Below are 16,943 nucleotides of genomic sequence, written 5' to 3'. Positions count from 1 at the left end.
AAGTGCCAGAGTGCCAGAGTGCCTAGGCGCTGGGAGCAGAGAATCGGCCAGCGGATACCTGACGCTACGTAGCTGAGGTGGCCCTCACCCTAGCCCTCTCCCGGGGGGGGGGAGAGGGGACCAGGAGCGGAGTGGTAAAGAGTTTGGAGTAGGGCCTGCCAGATGTGTGCTGCTGACATTCCGCAAAGAGCACAAGAGCCAGAACAGCCCGGCTGCGCCGGGCTGTTGCGGCCATGGCGGTCCGCCGATGCCGCCGCTCCTACTAGGAGGCAAGTCGTAGGAGCGGCCCATGGCCGCGATAGAGCCTCACCTATAAAAAAGCCCGGCATATGCCGGGCTTTTTGCCTTCAAGTCGGTGCTCGAGATTACTCCCGGTCACGTTCCAGCAAGGGCTTGAGGAAGTAGCCGGTATAGGACTTCTTGTTTGCCGCGACCTCCTCGGGTGTGCCCGTCGCGATGATCTGACCACCCTTGGAGCCGCCTTCCGGACCGAGGTCTACCAACCAGTCGGCGGTTTTGATGACATCGAGGTTGTGCTCGATCACCACCACGGTATTGCCGTGATCGCGTAGTCGATGCAGCACGTCGAGCAATTGCTGGATATCGGCAAAGTGCAGGCCCGTGGTGGGCTCGTCGAGGATATAGAGCGTCTTGCCGGTATCGCGCTTGGACAGCTCCCGGGCCAGCTTCACACGCTGAGCCTCACCCCCTGACAGCGTCGTGGCGCTCTGGCCGAGACGGATATAGGACAGGCCGACATCAATCAGCGTCTGCAGCTTGCGCGCCAGTGCAGGGATGGACTCGAAGAAGGCATGGGCTTCCTCGATGGTCATGTCCAGGACCTCGGTGATGGTCTTGCCCTTGTACTTCACCTCCAGGGTCTCGCGGTTGTACCTCTTGCCCTTGCAGACGTCGCAGGCGACGTAGACGTCCGGCAGGAAGTGCATTTCCACCTTGATGACCCCATCGCCCTGACAGGCCTCGCAGCGGCCACCCTTGACGTTGAAGGAGAAACGCCCCGGGGTATAGCCGCGAGAACGTGATTCCGGAACGCCGGAAAACAGCTCGCGAATGGGGGTGAAGAGTCCGGTATAGGTCGCCGGGTTGGAGCGCGGGGTCCGGCCGATGGGGCTCTGGTCGATGTCCACCACCTTGTCCAGGTGCTGCATGCCGTCGAAGCTGTCGTGGGCAGCGACCTCCAGGGTCGTCGCGCCATTGAGCGCCGTGGCGGTCAGCGGGAAGAGGGTGTTGTTGATCAGGGTCGACTTGCCGGAGCCGGAGACCCCGGTCACGCAGGTCAGCAGACCAACCGGAATCTCCAGGTTGACGTTCTGCAGGTTGTTGCCGCGGGCACCCTTCAGCTTCAGCAGCTTCTTCTTGTCCCGCGCGGTGCGCTTGGCGGGCACCACGATCTTCTTGCGACCCGACAGGTACTGCCCGGTCACCGAGTCGGGATGCCGCATGACCTGGTCGGGCGTGCCTTCCGCGATGATCTGGCCACCGTGCACTCCAGCGCCCGGGCCGATGTCGATGACATAGTCCGCCAGGCGGATGGCATCCTCGTCGTGCTCGACGACGATGACGGTGTTACCCAGGTCGCGCAGGTGAGTCAGGGTGCCTAGTAGCCGCTCGTTGTCGCGCTGGTGCAGACCAATGGAGGGTTCGTCGAGGATGTACATGACGCCCACCAGACCCGCGCCGATCTGGCTGGCCAGGCGGATACGCTGTGCCTCGCCACCGGAGAGGGTGTCAGCGCTGCGATCCAGGGTCAGGTAGTCCAGGCCGACGTTGACCAGGAACTGCAGGCGCTCGCGGATCTCCTTGAGGATCTTGTCGGCGATCTGCTGCCGCTGGCCCTTGAGGGTAAGGTCCTGGAAGTACTGGGTGGCATCGCCCACGGGCAGACGGGTGACCGCCGGCAGGGTCTTGTCGCCGACCCAGACGTGGCGCGCTTCGCGCCGCAGGCGGGTGCCATTGCAGTCCGGGCAGTGCTGGGTGCTCAGGTACTTGGCCAGCTCTTCGCGCACGCTCTGGGATTCGGTCTCGCGATAACGCCGCTCAAGATTCGGCAGGATGCCTTCGAAGGCGTGGGCACGCTTGACGATATCGCCGCGGTCATTGAGATAGCGGAAGTTGACGCTCTCGCGCCCGGAGCCGCTGAGTACCGCCTTGCGATGCTTGTCATCGAGGCTTTTGAAGGGGGCGTCGAGGCTGAAGCCATAGTGACTCGCCAGCGAGCCGAGCATCTGGAAGTAATAGACGTTGCGTCTGTCCCAGCCGCGGATGGCGCCTTCGCTGAGGCTGAGCTCCTCGTTGACCACCCGGCGGGCGTCGAAGAATTGCTTCACGCCCAGGCCGTCGCAGGTAGGGCAGGCGCCGGCGGGATTGTTGAAGGAAAACAGCTTGGGTTCCAGCTCGCCGATGGAGAAGCCGCAGATCGGGCAGGCGAAGCGCGCGGAGAAGACGATCTCCTCCCCCTTATCGCCTTCCATGGGGGCGATGATGGCGATGTCGTCGGCCAGCTTCAGCGCCGTCTCGAAGGATTCCGCCAGGCGCTGCTGGAGGTCTTCGCGCACCTTGAATCTATCCACCACCACTTCGATGGTGTGCTTCTTCTGCTTGTCGAGCTTGGGCAGCTCGTCCATCTCGTGCAGCCGCCCGTTGACGCGGACGCGGACGAAACCCTGGGCACGCAACTCCTCGAACACCGACAGGTGCTCACCCTTGCGCTCGCGCACGATGGGGGCGAGCAGCATCAACCGCTGGCCTTCCGGCATGGCCAGCACCTGGTCGACCATCTGGCTGACGGTCTGGGCTTCCAGGGGCACATCGTGCTCCGGGCAGCGCGGCGTACCGACGCGGGCATAGAGCAGGCGCAGATAGTCGTAGATCTCGGTGATGGTGCCCACGGTGGAGCGCGGATTGTGCGAGGTGGACTTCTGCTCGATGGAAATCGCTGGCGACAGGCCTTCGATGGTGTCCACATCGGGCTTTTCCATCATCGACAGGAACTGGCGGGCGTAGGCCGACAAGGATTCCACGTAGCGGCGCTGGCCTTCGGCATAAAGGGTGTCGAACGCCAGCGAAGACTTGCCGGAGCCGGACAGTCCGGTGATGACGATGAGCTTGTCCCGGGGAAGGGTTAGGTCGATGTTCTTCAGATTATGGGTGCGGGCCCCACGGATGAGGATTTTATCCACGTAGACTTCTGCCTCGTTTTGGCGGCGCTTCACTAGAAAAGAGGTCTCGTCCCGGGCTGCGGCTATCTGCCGCGCCTGTGAGAGAGGGGGTAAGGCTGGTAAAATTAACGGCCCGACAGCGGTGATCGGGCGTTCGTGATCCTGGCGGTCGGGAACGTTCGGACGAGCGCTCGGCTATCTTCACCGCTTCCTCCCTAAATGGTCATTGTCACGACTGTTTTAAAGCTGTGTGGCGACGTAAAAGCCTGTCGCCGACGAGAGGATTATCAATGCTCGACAAGCGCAGTGAAGCCATGAACGGCGTCGAACGCCGTGCCGCCTTCGGGCTGGCCCTGGTCTTCGCCTTTCGTATGCTCGGTATGTTCATGGTGCTCCCGGTCCTGGCGACCTATGGTCAGGAGTTGGCGGATGCCACCCCGGCGCTGATCGGCCTCGCCATAGGTGCCTATGGTTTGACCCAGGCGGTCCTGCAAATTCCCCTGGGGACGCTGTCCGATCGCATCGGTCGACGCCCCATCATCATTGGTGGACTGCTGGTGTTCGCCCTTGGTGCCGCCATTGCCGCCAATGCCCACTCGATCTGGGGCGTCATCGCCGGGCGTGTCGTCCAGGGTGGCGGCGCCATTTCGGCGGCCATCATGGCGCTGCTGTCGGATCAGACCCGCGAGCAGCATCGCACCAAGGCCATGGCCACGATCGGCATGAGCATCGGCGTGTCCTTTGCCGTGGCGATGGTGGCCGGCCCCTTGCTGACCCGTGCCTACGGTCTCGCCGGGCTGTTCTGGGCCACCTGCGGACTGGCACTGGTCGGTTTGCTGATCGTGCTGTTCCTGGTACCGCACCAGGCTTCGCCCTTCGCCCATCGGGAGTCGAACCTGGCGCGCCAGGCGCTGGGCGCGACCCTGCGCAATCGCGACCTGCTGCGGCTGGACTTCGGCATCCTGGCGCTGCACGCCGTGCTAATGGCCAGTTTCGTCGTCCTGCCGCTGGCCCTGGCCGAACATGCCGGGCTGCCCAAGGAAGAGCACTGGTGGGTCTATCTCACCGCGCTGGTGGTCGGCTTCTTCGCCATGGTCCCCTTCATCATCTATGGTGAAAAGAAGCGGCGCATGAAGCGCGTGCTGGTGGGCGCCATCAGTGTGCTGGTGCTGTGCGAGCTGTACTTCTTCTTTTTCAGCAACAGCCTGGTGGCCCTGGTCATCGGCATCGTGGTGTTCTTTACCGCCTTCAACCTGCTGGAGGCCTCGCTGCCGTCGCTGGTGAGCAAGGTGGCCCCGGCCGGTGGCAAGGGCACCGCCATGGGGATCTATTCCACCAGTCAGTTCCTTGGTTCCGCGTTGGGCGGTATCCTCGGGGGCTGGTTGTTCCAGCATGGTGGCCTGTCCACCGTCTTCCTGGGTTGTGCGGCGCTTTGCCTGGGATGGGCGGTGGTAGCTGGTACGATGCGGGAACCGCCCTATGTCACCAGTCTGCGTTTGCCGGTTACGCCCGCGCTAGTCAACGACCAGGGATTGGTCGGACGCCTGTTGGCCCTGGCCGGAGTGACCGATGCGGTAGTGGTGGCGGAAGAGCAGGCCGTCTACATCAAGATCGATACTAAAATCGTCGATCGGGCGCAATTGGAGCGACTGGTTAGTCAAACACCGGTCGCCGCTTGATCGACAGCCTCATCAGGAGATTCATATGGCCCGTGGCGTCAATAAAGTCATCCTCGTCGGCAATGCCGGCGCCGATCCCGAAACCCGTTACATGCCCAACGGCAATGCGGTGACCAACGTCACCCTGGCCACCAGCGAAAGCTGGAAGGACAAGCAGACCGGTCAGCAGCAGGACCGCACCGAATGGCACCGCGTGGTGTTCTTCGGTCGTCTCGCCGAGATCGCCGGCGAGTACATCCGCAAGGGCTCCCAGGTCTATGTCGAGGGCACTCTGCGTACCCGCAAATGGCAGGGCCAGGACGGTCAGGATCGCTACACCACCGAAATCGTGGTCGACATCAACGGCAACATGCAGCTGCTGGGTGGCCGTGGCGGCAATGCCGGTGGCAACGACGAATACAACCAGAGCGCGCCTGCGCCCCAGCAGCAGCGTGCCCCCCGTCCGCAGCAGTCGGCCCCGCAGTATGACAACGGTGGCAATGGCGGCAACGGCAACAGCCGTCCCCAGCAGCAGCCGCAGTCTCGTCCGCAGCAGCAGCCGGCTCAGCAGGACTACGACAGCTTCGACGACGACATCCCGTTCTAAACGACGGGCAAAGAAAAAGGGCAGCCAGTGGCTGCCCTTTCTTTTTGGTGGAGGCGGGGGGATTTGAACCCCCGTCCGCCAGCTCTCCGCTATCGGTTCTACATGCTTAGCCCTGTCTACTGAGTTAACCCATTGCGGCCCGACGGGCAGGGTGCTTTGGGCGAGCTGTATAAGTTTTAGCCGTTACGTCTACAGCGAACTTGGCGGCGATCCTGTTCTATCTGACAGTCGTTTCGGGTTTACAGGCATCCCCTAGCGACTGCTAGCCGCATTAAGCAGCTAGAGCGTAGTTGTCGTCGTTGGCAACTATAAGTTTGCAGCAGCGAATTTACGAGTTCTGCTACCAGCTCGGCATGCCCCTCAAGTTTCGTTACCGGCGTCGAATCCTAATCGCCCCCAAAACTTGCTGGTCGTTCACTATAGGAATTCCGGCCGTCCGACGCAAGTCATTGCTGACGAAACGTTTTTCGGCCGCTTGGCTATTTGGCGTCCTTGCGGATGGCGCGCTGGATCTCGCGGTCGGAATCGCGCTCGCGCTCGGTCGCGCGCTTGTCGAATTCCTTCTTGCCTTTGGCCAGCGCGATCTCGCACTTGACCAGGTGCTTCTTCCAGTAGAGCGACAGGGCGACGCAGGCGTAGCCCTTCTGCTGCACGGCGCCAAACAGCTTGCCCAGCTCGCGCTTGTTGAGCAGCAACTTGCGGGTGCGGGTCGGGTCAGCGATGACATGGGTGCTGGCGGTCTGCAGCGGGGTGATGTGGCTGCCCAGCAGCCAGGCTTCGCCGTCCTTGAGCAGCACATAGCTGTCGGTCAGCTGCGCCTTGCCGGCTCTCAGGCTCTTGACCTCCCAGCCTGCCAGGGAAACACCCGCCTCGAAGCGGGTGTCGACGAAGTATTCGTGAAGCGCCTTTTTGTTCTGCGCGATGCTGCCGGGGGAGACTTTCTTTTGCTTGGCCATGATTCCAGGGTACAGCGAGTCAGGGGAAATGTCGCCACGCGCTTGAGCGGGTATGAGCAAACACGGACAATACCGCGGTTCTGGACTGCGGCAGGCTGGTGCGGGAGTAAAATGCGTGCGCCGCCCTCAAATTCAAGGTCCGACACCGATTTCGCTATTCTACGAGGTTCCGATGAGCACGCACATCCAACGTTCGGCGTTGCTGCCCTATCCTGCTTCAGCACTCTATGCGCTGGTTAATGACGTGGACCGTTATCCGGAGTTCCTGCCGTGGTGCTCGTCCGCCCAGATCCTGGAGCAGGACGAAGGCCTGATGCGCGCCGGTCTCACCGTGGCCAAGGGTGGTCTCAGCCAGCAGTTCACGACCCGCAACACCCTGGTGCCGGACGAGTCCATCACCATGGATCTGGAAAAGGGTCCCTTCAAGCAGCTGCATGGCGTCTGGACGTTCAAGGCGCTGGGCGACAAGGCCTGCAAGATTTCCCTGGATCTGTCCTTCGAATACGACAGCGCCATCGTCCGCGCGACCTTGGGCCCGTTGTTCAATCAGGCGGCCAATACCATGGTGGATGCCTTCTGCCAGCGTGCTCGAGCCCTCTATGGCTGAGTGTCTCGCCATCGAGGTGGCGCTGGCGTTGCCGGAGCGGCAATGGCTGTTGAGTCTGCAGCTCGAAGAGGGCGCCACGGTCGAGCAGGCGGTGCGGGCGTCGGGGCTGCTCGAGCAGTTGCCACCCGAACAGCGCGAAGCCTTCCGGGTCGGCATCTTTGGCAAGCTGGTAGCCAGGCCGAACGAGCGCAGGCTGATGGCGGGTGACCGGGTGGAAATCTATCGCCCGCTGCTTGCGGACCCCAAGGAAAGTCGCAAGCGGCGCGCGGAAAAGGCCAAGTCCAGGACTGGCCTCTAGCCAGGGATCACTGTCCGTCGGTGCGGATGCGATCGGGCGTCGGCACGGCGGCCGGACGGGCGCTGTCGATCTCTTTCTGGATGTTGTCTTCGGTCGAGCCGGGTACGGCTGGCGCTTCCGGTACGGCAGCGGGTGCCGAGGGTTGCGCCGGGGCGGTGGGATCCACGGTGGTGCCGCTGTCGGTACCCATGATCTGCTGTTCGCGGCTGGTGCCGGGCATGAAGTCGCCGGCCAGGCCGCTCAGTTGATTGTCGCCGTTGAACACCAGGCTGACACGCTCCTGCTTACGCTGACCGCCGGCGGCTTGCAGGCTGTACAGATAGTCCCAGCGATTGGGATGGAAGGTGTCTTGGATCAGCGGCGAACCCATGATAAACCGGACTTGTTGTCGGGTCATTCCGGGGCGCAACTGGTCTATCATGTCCTGGGTGACGACGTTGCCCTGTTGGATGTCGATCTTGTAAACCCCCGGCAGAGAGCAGCCGGCGAGCATGGCTAGGCCCATCAGAGAGAGCCCGGTCAGCGTTTGCTTGAGGTTTTGCATCGGTGGGAGACTTCCACTATCTTGCTGGGCAACGAAGCACCGATCATACCCGTATTCCCGAGGGCTGCGAAAGCACTCGGCACCGAGAAAGAGCATGGTAGAGAACAACGAACTCCGCAAAGCGGGTCTGAAAGTGACCCTGCCGCGCGTCAAGATATTGCAGATGCTGGACACCACCGAGCAGCGCCACATGAGCGCCGAAGACGTTTACAAGGCGCTCATGGAAGCGGGCGAGGATGTGGGACTGGCAACGGTCTATCGGGTCCTCACCCAGTTCGAAGCGGCCGGTCTGGTGGTGCGCCACAATTTCGACGGCGGCCATGCCGTGTTCGAGTTGGCCGACACCGGCCACCATGATCACATGGTGGATGTGGATACCGGCGAAGTCATCGAGTTCACCGATGCCTCGATCGAAAAGCGTCAGCGCGAGATCGTCGAAGAGCATGGTTTCGAACTGGTCGATCACAACCTGGTGCTGTACATCCGCCAGCGCAAGTGAAGGCCCGGACATGAAAAAGGCGACTCGAAGGTCGCCTTTTTCATGTCCGGTGGCTGTCTGCGTCTAGCGGCTGACCACCAGTTTGCGAGCGTGGGCCAGGGATTCACGGGTCAGGTCGACACCACCCAGCATGCGCGCCACCTCTTCCACGCGCCGTGCGCGGTCGAGCTTGGCCACCGCGGTACGCGTCTCGTCGGTGCCGCGCTCCTTGTGTACGAACAGGTGTTGATGACCCTGGGCCGCCACCTGGGGCAAATGGGTCACCGTCAGCACCTGGCCCCGCTCACCCAGTTGCCGCAGCAGCTGGCCGACCACCTCGGCGGTGGGGCCGCCGATACCGACGTCCACCTCGTCGAACACCAGGGTGGGTGTGCGCGAGGTCTGGGCGGTGATGACCTGGATGGCCAGGCTGATACGCGACAGTTCACCGCCGGAGGCAACCTTGGCCAGCGGGCGCAGGGGCTGGCCCGGGTTGGCGCTGACGCGGAATTCGACGCCCTCGTTGCCCAGCGGCTGGGGTTCGCCGGTACTGCCCGGCGTGAGGGTGATGCTGAAGCGGCCACCCGGCATGCCCAGGCGCTGCATCTCGGTCTCGACCGCGGCCGCGAGCTCCGGCGCCCGTTGCTCGCGCAGACGACTCAGTTCGCCGGCCTTCTCCTGGTAGTGGCGCTCGAAGGCCGTCAGTTCTTCCTGCAGGCGCTCCAGGGCGACGTCGTCGGCGTCCAGGGATTGCAGTTCGTTGCGCAGCTGTTCGTGCAGCTCCAGCAGGGCCTCGGGCTGGACGCGATGCTTGCGGGCAAGGCTGTAGACGCTGTCCAGGCGCTCCTGCACTGCCTGCTGGCGCTCCGGGTCGGCTTCGAAATGATCGACGAAGCGATTGAGTTCGTTCATCGCCTCCTCGATCTGGATCTGGGCGGAGGCGAGCAGGTTGCTGGCCTCCTGGATCTGCGCCGGCGGGCGGTCGAAGGCGGTCAGGCGCGCCACGCTGGCATTGAGCGCCGACAGGGCATTGCCCTGCTCGTTTTCGGTACAGAGGTCCATGGCCTGGCGGCAGGCCAGCAGGATGTGCTCGGCACTCGCCAGATCGCTCTGCTCCTGTTCCAGGGCCTGCAACTCGCCCTCGGCCAGGGCGAGGTTGTCGAGTTCTTCGAGCTGGTAGCTGAGCAGCTGATGGCGGGCGCGTTGCTCGTCGCCGTTGCGGGTCAGGCGTTCTAGCGTCTGGCGCACCTGGCGCCAGCGCTGGGCCGCGAGCTGCACCTGGCGGACCAGCTCGCCCGCGCCGGCGTATTCGTCCAGCAGGCGGCGATGGGTGTCGAGGCCGAGCAATGACTGGTGCTCGTGCTGGCTGTGGATATCGATCAGCAGGCCGCCGAGGGTCTTGAGATCGGCCAGCGGGCAGGGCGAGCCATTGATATAGCCGCGCGAGCGCCCTTCGCGGGTGATGACGCGGCGCAGCAGGCAGGGGCCGTCCTGCTCCAGGTCGCGCTCGGCGAGCCACTGGCGCGCTTCGGGGATATCGGTGGTGTCGAAGCTGGCCAGGACATCGGCCTTGTCGGCGCCGGGTCTGACCGCATCGCTGTCGGCGCGATCGCCCAGGGTGAGGCCGAGGGCGTCCAGCATGATGGACTTGCCGGCGCCGGTTTCACCCGTGATCACGGTCATGCCGCGCTCGAGGTCGAGGTCGAGGTGTTCGACGATGGCGTAATTGCGGACGGACAGATGCACCAGCATGCGACGATCTCCGAAGGCGGTTTTCTGGTTGTTTATACAGTGCCTCTCGGGCACTGGCAATCCATACAGCTCTTGAAGCGCCGGCCGGCGGCCCCATATAGGCGCCATCGATCAAGGCGATGTCCATTAGAGGGCGCGCCCACCGGCAATATCACAGGAGGACTCCATGGCCGACGAACAGAACTCCCAGACCCCCGAGCACGAAGCCGCCCAGGGCGACGTCCAGCACGAGGATCTCGCCGCCCGCGTCGCCACGCTCGAAGAGCAGCTCGCCGCGGCCCAGGACCAGTCGCTGCGCAGCGTCGCCGAACTGCAGAACGTGCGTCGTCGCGCCGAGCAGGATGTGGAGAAGGCGCACAAGTTCGCCCTGGAAAAATTCGCTGGCGACCTGCTGCCGGTGCTCGACAGCCTGGAGCGTGGCCTGGAACTGTCCAACGCCACCGACGAGACCTTGAAGCCCATGCGCGAAGGCATGGAGCTGACCCTGAAGATGCTGCAGGACACCCTCAAGCGCTATCAGGTCGAGGCTGTCGATCCCCACGGCGCGCCCTTCAATCCGGAACACCACCAGGCCATGGCCATGGAGGAGAGCGCCACCGCCGAGCCGGGCAGCGTCCTCAAGGTGTTTCAAAAGGGCTATCTGCTCAATGGTCGCCTGCTGCGGCCGGCGATGGTGGTAGTCAGCAAGGCACCTGCAGCGCAGCAGCCGAGCATCGACGAAAAGGCTTGAAATTCTTTCGCTCGGCCCCATCTGGTAGGCAAGCGAACATCAAAGGCCCCCTGAGCGGGCCGCGCGGAATCTGAGATTTCTGGAGAAGACTACATGGGCAAGATCATCGGTATCGACCTGGGGACCACCAACTCCTGCGTCGCGATCCTCGAAAACGGCAACGTCAAAGTACTGGAAAACGCCGAAGGCACCCGTACCACGCCGTCCATCATCGCCTACACCAACGACGGCGAGACCCTGGTTGGCCAGCCGGCCAAGCGCCAGGCGGTGACCAATCCGCAGAACACCCTGTACGCGGTCAAGCGTCTGATCGGCCGGCGTTATGAAGAAAACGTCGTGCAGAAAGACATCCAGATGGTCCCCTACAAGATCGTCAAGGCGGACAACGGTGACGCCTGGGTCGAGGCCAAGGGCCAGAAGATGGCGCCGCCGCAGGTGTCTGCCGAAGTCCTGAAGAAGATGAAGAAGACCGCCGAGGACTACCTGGGCGAAGCCGTGACCGAAGCGGTCATCACCGTCCCGGCCTACTTCAACGACAGCCAGCGCCAGGCCACCAAGGATGCCGGTCGCATCGCGGGTCTGGACGTCAAGCGCATCATCAACGAGCCCACCGCGGCTGCCCTGGCCTATGGCCTGGACAAGGCCAAGGGCGACCACACCGTGATCGTCTATGACCTGGGCGGCGGTACCTTCGACGTCTCGGTCATCGAGATCGCCGAGGTCGACGGTGAGCATCAGTTCGAGGTGCTGGCCACCAATGGCGACACCTTCCTGGGCGGCGAAGACTTCGACATCCGCCTGATCGACTACCTCGTCGAGGAATTCAAGAAAGAAAGCGGCATGAACCTCAAGGGTGACCCGCTGGCCATGCAGCGCCTGAAGGAAGCTGCGGAAAAAGCCAAGATCGAGCTGTCCTCGGCTACCCAGACCGACGTCAACCTGCCCTATATCACCGCCGATGCCAGCGGTCCCAAGCACCTGAACGTCAAGGTCTCCCGCGCCAAGCTGGAGTCCCTGGTGGAAGAGCTGGTCGAGCGCACCATCGAGCCCTGCCGCACGGCGCTGAAGGACTCCGGTCTGGACGTTTCCGACATCCACGAGGTCATCCTGGTGGGCGGTCAGACCCGCATGCCGCTGGTGCAGAAGCGCGTGGCCGACTTCTTCGGCAAGGAAGCGCGCAAGGACGTCAACCCGGACGAAGCCGTCGCCATCGGCGCCGCCATCCAGGGCGCCGTGCTGGCCGGTGACGTCAAGGACGTGCTGCTGCTGGACGTCACCCCGCTGACCCTGGGCATCGAGACCATGGGTGGCGTGATGACCGCGCTGATCGAGAAGAACACCACCATCCCGACCAAGAAGTCGCAGGTATTCTCCACCGCCGACGACAACCAGGGCGCCGTGACCATCCACGTGCTGCAGGGCGAGCGCAAGCAGGCCGCGCAGAACAAGTCGCTGGGCAAGTTCGACCTGGCCGAGATCCCGCCGGCGCCGCGTGGCGTACCGCAGATCGAGGTGACCTTCGACATCGACGCCAACGGCATCCTCAACGTGTCCGCCAAGGACAAGGCCACCGGCAAGCAGCAGTCCATCGTCATCAAGGCGTCCTCCGGTCTGTCCGAGGAAGAGATTCAGCAGATGGTGCGTGACGCCGAGGCCAATGCCGACGAGGATCGCAAGTTCGAAGAGCTGGCCGCGGCCCGCAACCAGGGCGATGCCCTGGTGCACGGTACCCGCAAGATGCTGACCGAGGCGGGCGACAAGGCCACCGCGGAAGAGAAGAGCACCATCGAGAAGGCCATTGGCGAACTGGAAACCGCCGTACGCGGTGACGACAAGGACGCCATCGAAGCCAAGATGAATGCCCTGTCCCAGGCCTCCGCGCCGCTGGCCCAGAAGCTCTATTCCGAGCAGGGCGCTGGCGCCGGTGCCGAAGGCGCCTCGGCCAAGGCGGACGGTGATGCCAAGAAGCCCGGCGACGACGTGGTCGATGCCGAGTTCGAGGAAGTGAAGGACAACAAGTAAGCCCCGTGCTTACCGCACCTGGCGGGCTTCGGCCCGTCGGATCCGCCACGCGGGAGCCTGCTCCCGCGTTGGCGTGTCTGGAGGGTGAGAAAATTTAAGGTGCAGAAAGTCTATGGCCAAACGTGATTACTATGAGGTGCTCGGGGTCGAGCGCGGCGCCAGCGAAGCCGAGCTCAAGAAGGCCTACCGACGCCTGGCGATGAAATACCACCCGGATCGCAATCCGGGGGACGCGGCTGCCGAAGAGCAGTTCAAGGAGGCCGCCGAGGCCTATGAAGTGCTGTCCGATGCGGGCAAGCGCTCGGCCTACGACCAGTACGGCCATGCTGGCGTCGATCCGAGCATGGGCGGCGGCGGTTTCGGTGGCGCGGCGGGAGGCGCGAGCTTCTCCGACATCTTCGGCGATGTCTTCAGCGACTTCTTTGGCGGACGCGGTGGCGCCGGTGGACGCGGCGGCCCGCAGCGCGGTGCCGACCTGCGCTACACCCTGGACCTGGATCTGGAAGAGGCGGTGCGTGGGACCACGGTCACCATTCGCGTGCCCACCCTGGTCGAGTGCAAGGTCTGCGATGGCAATGGCGCCAAGCCGGGTACCTCGGCGTCCACCTGCCCCACCTGCGGTGGCATCGGCCAGGTGCGCATGCAGCAGGGCTTCTTCTCGGTCCAGCAGACCTGCCCGCGCTGCCACGGCAGCGGCAAGATCATTCCCGAGCCCTGCAACGCCTGTCATGGTCAGGGGCGCGTGGAAGAGCAGAAGACCCTGTCGGTCAAGGTGCCCGCAGGCGTCGACACCGGCGACCGCATCCGCCTGACCGGCGAAGGCGAGGCGGGGACCCTGGGTGGCCCCAGTGGCGACCTCTATGTCGTGGTCAATGTGCGCGAGCACTCGATCTTCCAGCGCGACGGCAAGCACCTCTATTGCGAGGTGCCGATCAACTTCACCGACGCCGCCCTGGGTGGCGAGCTGGAAGTGCCGACCCTGGATGGCCGCGTCAAGCTGAAGATTCCCGAGGGCACCCAGACCGGCAAGATGTTCCGCCTGCGCGGCAAGGGCGTGACGCCCGTGCGTGGCGGTGGCGCCGGCGATCTGATGTGCAAGGTGGTGGTGGAGACTCCGGTCAACCTGAGTCGGCGCCAGCGCGAGCTGCTCGAGGAATTCCGCAACACCCTGCAGAGCGACAGCTCCCATTCGCCCCGGGCCAGTGGCTGGTTCGACGGCATGAAGCGCTTCTTCGACGACCTCTAAACCGGCAGGGGCGCCGTCGCGAGGCGGCGCCCGGCCAGCAGCCTGGAGCTGATGATGCGACGTATAGCTGTAATGGGCGCCGCGGGGCGCATGGGCAAGACCCTGATCGAAGCGGTCCAGCAGACCCAGGGCGCTGCCGGTCTCACCGCCGCGGTGGATCGCCCGGAAAGCAGTCTGGTAGGTGCCGACGCCGGCGAACTCGCCGGTATCGGCCGCAACGGAGTGATGCTGTCGGGCGATCTGGCGCGGGTGCTGGATGATTTCGATGTGCTCATCGACTTCACCCATCCCAACGTGACCCTGCAGAATCTGGCGCTCTGCCGCAAGGCCAGGAAGGCCATGGTGATCGGCACCACCGGCTTCACCGCCGAGCAGAAGCTGACCCTGCTGGAAGCGAGCAAGGAAATTCCCATCGTCTTCGCCGCCAACTTCAGCGTCGGCGTCAATCTCTGCCTCAAGCTGCTCGACACCGCCGCCCGCGTGCTGGGTGACGAGGTCGACATCGAGATCATCGAGGCGCACCACAGGCACAAGGTCGATGCGCCTTCGGGGACCGCCTTGCGCATGGGCGAGGTCGTTGCCCAGGCGCTGGGTCGCGATCTGGAAGAGGTGGCCGTCTATGGCCGCGAGGGCCAGACCGGTGCCCGCGACCGCCAGACCATCGGCTTCGCCACCGTGCGCGCTGGCGACGTGGTGGGCGATCACACGGTGCTGTTCGCCAGCGAAGGCGAGCGGGTCGAGATCACCCACAAGGCCTCCAGCCGCATGACCTTCGCCAAGGGCGCGGTGCGCGCGGCCCTCTGGCTCAAGGACAAACAGCCGGCGCTATATGACATGCAGGACGTGCTGGAGTTGCGCTGATCCCCTTGCGGGGGTGCCAGCCGTGATCAATTCGTGTACAATGCAGCTTTAGTGTATCCACTAAAAGCTAGCGCAGAATGAAATCACAACATTAAAACGGGATGACTCTTCGAGATGTCATCCCGTTTTTTTGCACCCTGCGTTTGCCCGCCAAGGCTTGATTTTCGGAGGTCTTCTTGACTAAGCCAGCCATACTCGCACTTGCCGATGGCAGCATCTTTCGCGGTGAATCCATCGGTGCCGACGGCCACACGGTCGGCGAAGTGGTGTTCAACACCGCCATGACCGGCTACCAGGAAATCCTGACCGATCCTTCCTATGCGAAGCAGATCGTCACCCTGACCTATCCGCACATCGGCAACACCGGCACCACGCCGCAGGATGGCGAGGCCGCCCAGGTGTGGGCCGCCGGGCTGATCATCCGCGATCTGCCGCTGCTGGCCAGCAACTGGCGCAACAAGCAGTCGCTGCCGGACTATCTCAAGGAGAACGGCACCATCGCCATCGCCGGTATCGACACGCGTCGACTGACCCGCATCCTCCGTGAGAAGGGCGCTCAGGATGGCTGCATTCTTACCGGCGAAGACGCCACCGAGGAGCGCGCCCTGGAACTGGCCCGCGCCTTCCCCGGCCTCAAGGGCATGGACCTGGCCAAGGAAGTCAGCGTCAAGGAGCGCTACGAGTGGCGCTCCGGCGTCTGGTCGCTGGAAACCGACAGCCACGCCGAGATCCCGGCCGAGCAGCTGCCCTATCACGTGGTGGCCTTCGACTATGGCGTCAAGCTAAACATTCTGCGCATGCTGGTGGCCCGCGGCTGCCGCATTACCGTGCTGCCGGCCCAGACCCCGGCCAGCGAAGCCCTGGCGCTGCAACCCGATGGCATCTTCCTGGCCAATGGCCCGGGCGATCCCGAGCCGTGCGACTACGCCATCAAGGCGATCCAGGACGTCCTGGAAACCGAGATTCCGGTGTTCGGCATCTGCCTGGGCCACCAGTTGCTGGCCCTGGCTTCCGGCGCCAAGACGGTGAAGATGCCCAACGGTCACCACGGCGCCAACCATCCGGTGCAGGATCTCGACAGCGGCGTGGTGATGATCACCAGTCAGAACCACGGTTTCGCCGTGGACGAGGCCAGCCTGCCGGCCAATTTGCGGGCCACCCACAAGTCGCTGTTCGATGGCACCCTGCAGGGCATCGAGCGTACCGACAAGGTCGCCTTCAGCTTCCAGGGTCACCCCGAGGCGAGCCCTGGCCCGCACGACGTGGCGCCGCTGTTCGACAAGTTCATCCAGGCCATGGCGGCACGCCGCTAAGACGGGAGGAGGGTAGCGCTCATGCTGGCGAATCTGGGTGTCATCGACTTCTGGACCTATGTGGTCGGGACCCTGTTCGTCATCCTGTTGCCCGGCCCCAATTCCTTCTTCGTGCTGGCCACCAGTGCCCAGCGCGGCATTCGCAGCGGCTACCAGGCGGCCTCGGCCGTGTTCCTCGGTGACGCCGTGCTGATGCTGCTCTCGGCGCTGGGCGTCGCCTCGCTGCTCAAGGCCGAGCCGCTGTTCTTCCAGATCCTCAAGTATCTGGGCGCGGCGTACCTGTTCTACCTCGGCTGGGGCATGTTGCGCGGCGGACTCAAGTCCTGGCGCAGCCCGGCCCAGGGCCAGGCCGAGGCGACCCTGCGCGAAGACGTCCACCAGCCGTTCCGCAAGGCGCTGCTGCTGAGCCTGTCGAACCCGAAGGCGATCCTGTTCTTCGTTTCCTTCTTCATCCAGTTCGTGGACCCCGGTTACGCCCATCCGGCGCTGTCCTTCCTGGTGCTGGGCGCGGTACTGGAAGCGATCAGCTTCTGCTACCTGTCGTTCCTGATTTTCTGCGGCGTTCGCCTGGCGGCCTGGTTCCGTCAGCGGCGTCGCCTCAGCGCGGGCGCCACCGGTGGCGTCGGCGCCCTGTTCGTGGGGTTCGGTGTGAAGCTGGCCACCGCGACCCTGACCTGATTACCTGCATTCGA

The 16,943-nt window shown here is 63.9% G+C and carries 15 protein-coding genes and 1 other RNA gene; 11 read left to right on the top strand and 5 right to left on the bottom strand.

The features are described 5' to 3' along the window. Positions 1-365 precede the first annotated feature (365 nt). Positions 366-3,200, bottom strand: a complete 2,835-nt coding sequence (uvrA, locus tag OXS31_RS21800) for an excinuclease ABC subunit UvrA (protein WP_144958215.1) — start codon at positions 3,198-3,200, stop codon at positions 366-368. Between the two features lie 269 nt (positions 3,201-3,469). Between uvrA and OXS31_RS21795 the strand changes: the two genes are divergently transcribed. Further along, on the top strand, positions 3,470-4,858 hold the full coding sequence (locus OXS31_RS21795) for an MFS transporter (RefSeq protein ID WP_042138404.1): 1,389 nt from the start codon (positions 3,470-3,472) through the stop codon (positions 4,856-4,858). Between the two features lie 25 nt (positions 4,859-4,883). After that, positions 4,884-5,444, top strand: a complete 561-nt coding sequence (gene ssb / locus OXS31_RS21790; RefSeq protein WP_007162672.1) for a single-stranded DNA-binding protein — start codon at positions 4,884-4,886, stop codon at positions 5,442-5,444. Positions 5,445-5,489: 45 nt separating this feature from the next. Here the strand turns inward: ssb and ssrA are convergent. Both ssrA and smpB read right to left on the bottom strand, forming a co-directional pair. After that, positions 5,490-5,842: a transfer-messenger RNA gene (ssrA, locus tag OXS31_RS21785) on the bottom strand. Between the two features lie 81 nt (positions 5,843-5,923). After that, the gene (gene smpB / locus OXS31_RS21780) at positions 5,924-6,400 is read right to left on the bottom strand and encodes an SsrA-binding protein SmpB (protein ID WP_007162671.1); all 477 of its coding nucleotides are present in this window, start codon (positions 6,398-6,400) and stop codon (positions 5,924-5,926) included. Between the two features lie 172 nt (positions 6,401-6,572). Between smpB and OXS31_RS21775 the strand changes: the two genes are divergently transcribed. After that, complete coding sequence (locus OXS31_RS21775) at positions 6,573-7,007, top strand: type II toxin-antitoxin system RatA family toxin (RefSeq protein ID WP_027599125.1); 435 nt, start codon at positions 6,573-6,575, stop codon at positions 7,005-7,007. Beyond that, positions 7,000-7,305 carry an RnfH family protein gene (locus tag OXS31_RS21770; protein ID WP_074585174.1) on the top strand — a complete coding sequence of 102 codons (306 nt, stop codon included), beginning with the start codon at positions 7,000-7,002 and terminating at the stop codon, positions 7,303-7,305. The genes OXS31_RS21775 and OXS31_RS21770 overlap by 8 nt, the downstream gene beginning before the upstream one ends. Positions 7,306-7,312: 7 nt before the next feature. Here the strand turns inward: OXS31_RS21770 and OXS31_RS21765 are convergent, their stop codons facing one another. Beyond that, positions 7,313-7,849: an outer membrane protein assembly factor BamE gene (locus OXS31_RS21765; RefSeq protein ID WP_058792634.1), complete on the bottom strand. Its 537-nt coding sequence runs from the start codon at positions 7,847-7,849 to the stop codon at positions 7,313-7,315. Between the two features lie 94 nt (positions 7,850-7,943). On the opposite strand from OXS31_RS21765, the gene fur reads away from it, so the two are divergent. Next, entirely contained in the window at positions 7,944-8,348 is a 405-nt protein-coding gene (gene fur, locus OXS31_RS21760) for a ferric iron uptake transcriptional regulator (protein WP_007162667.1), read from the top strand. A gap of 63 nt (positions 8,349-8,411) precedes the next feature. On the opposite strand, the gene recN is transcribed toward fur, so the two are convergent. Further along, positions 8,412-10,079, bottom strand: a complete 1,668-nt coding sequence (recN, locus tag OXS31_RS21755) for a DNA repair protein RecN (RefSeq protein WP_007162666.1) — start codon at positions 10,077-10,079, stop codon at positions 8,412-8,414. A 166-nt stretch (positions 10,080-10,245) separates the two neighbouring features. Between recN and grpE the strand changes: the two genes are divergently transcribed. The 6 genes from grpE (at position 10,246) to leuE (ending at position 16,929) form a co-directional block, all read left to right on the top strand. Continuing rightward, a complete protein-coding gene (gene grpE / locus OXS31_RS21750; protein WP_007162665.1) occupies positions 10,246-10,809 on the top strand; it encodes a nucleotide exchange factor GrpE in 564 nt (187 codons plus the stop codon). A gap of 93 nt (positions 10,810-10,902) precedes the next feature. Continuing rightward, positions 10,903-12,831, top strand: a complete 1,929-nt coding sequence (dnaK, locus tag OXS31_RS21745; RefSeq protein ID WP_007162664.1) for a molecular chaperone DnaK — start codon at positions 10,903-10,905, stop codon at positions 12,829-12,831. 112 nt (positions 12,832-12,943) lie between these two features. After that, positions 12,944-14,077 carry a molecular chaperone DnaJ gene (dnaJ, locus tag OXS31_RS21740; protein WP_007162663.1) on the top strand — a complete coding sequence of 378 codons (1,134 nt, stop codon included), beginning with the start codon at positions 12,944-12,946 and terminating at the stop codon, positions 14,075-14,077. A gap of 54 nt (positions 14,078-14,131) precedes the next feature. Then, positions 14,132-14,938, top strand: a complete 807-nt coding sequence (gene dapB / locus OXS31_RS21735; RefSeq protein WP_007162662.1) for a 4-hydroxy-tetrahydrodipicolinate reductase — start codon at positions 14,132-14,134, stop codon at positions 14,936-14,938. Positions 14,939-15,114: 176 nt separating this feature from the next. Beyond that, a complete protein-coding gene (gene carA, locus OXS31_RS21730) occupies positions 15,115-16,251 on the top strand; it encodes a glutamine-hydrolyzing carbamoyl-phosphate synthase small subunit (protein WP_144958219.1) in 1,137 nt (378 codons plus the stop codon). Between the two features lie 24 nt (positions 16,252-16,275). After that, positions 16,276-16,929, top strand: coding sequence for a leucine efflux protein LeuE (leuE, locus tag OXS31_RS21725; RefSeq protein ID WP_165904698.1), 654 nt, complete (start codon positions 16,276-16,278; stop codon positions 16,927-16,929). The last annotated feature ends 14 nt before the right edge of the window (positions 16,930-16,943 follow it).

It is taken from the genome of Pseudomonas sp. GM_Psu_1 (genome assembly GCF_026544185.1).
Lineage (GTDB): Bacteria > Pseudomonadota > Gammaproteobacteria > Pseudomonadales > Pseudomonadaceae > Chryseomonas > Chryseomonas oryzihabitans.
The sequence above is the reverse complement of the archived record's forward strand: the minus strand, read 5'-3'. Positions and strand labels throughout refer to the sequence as shown.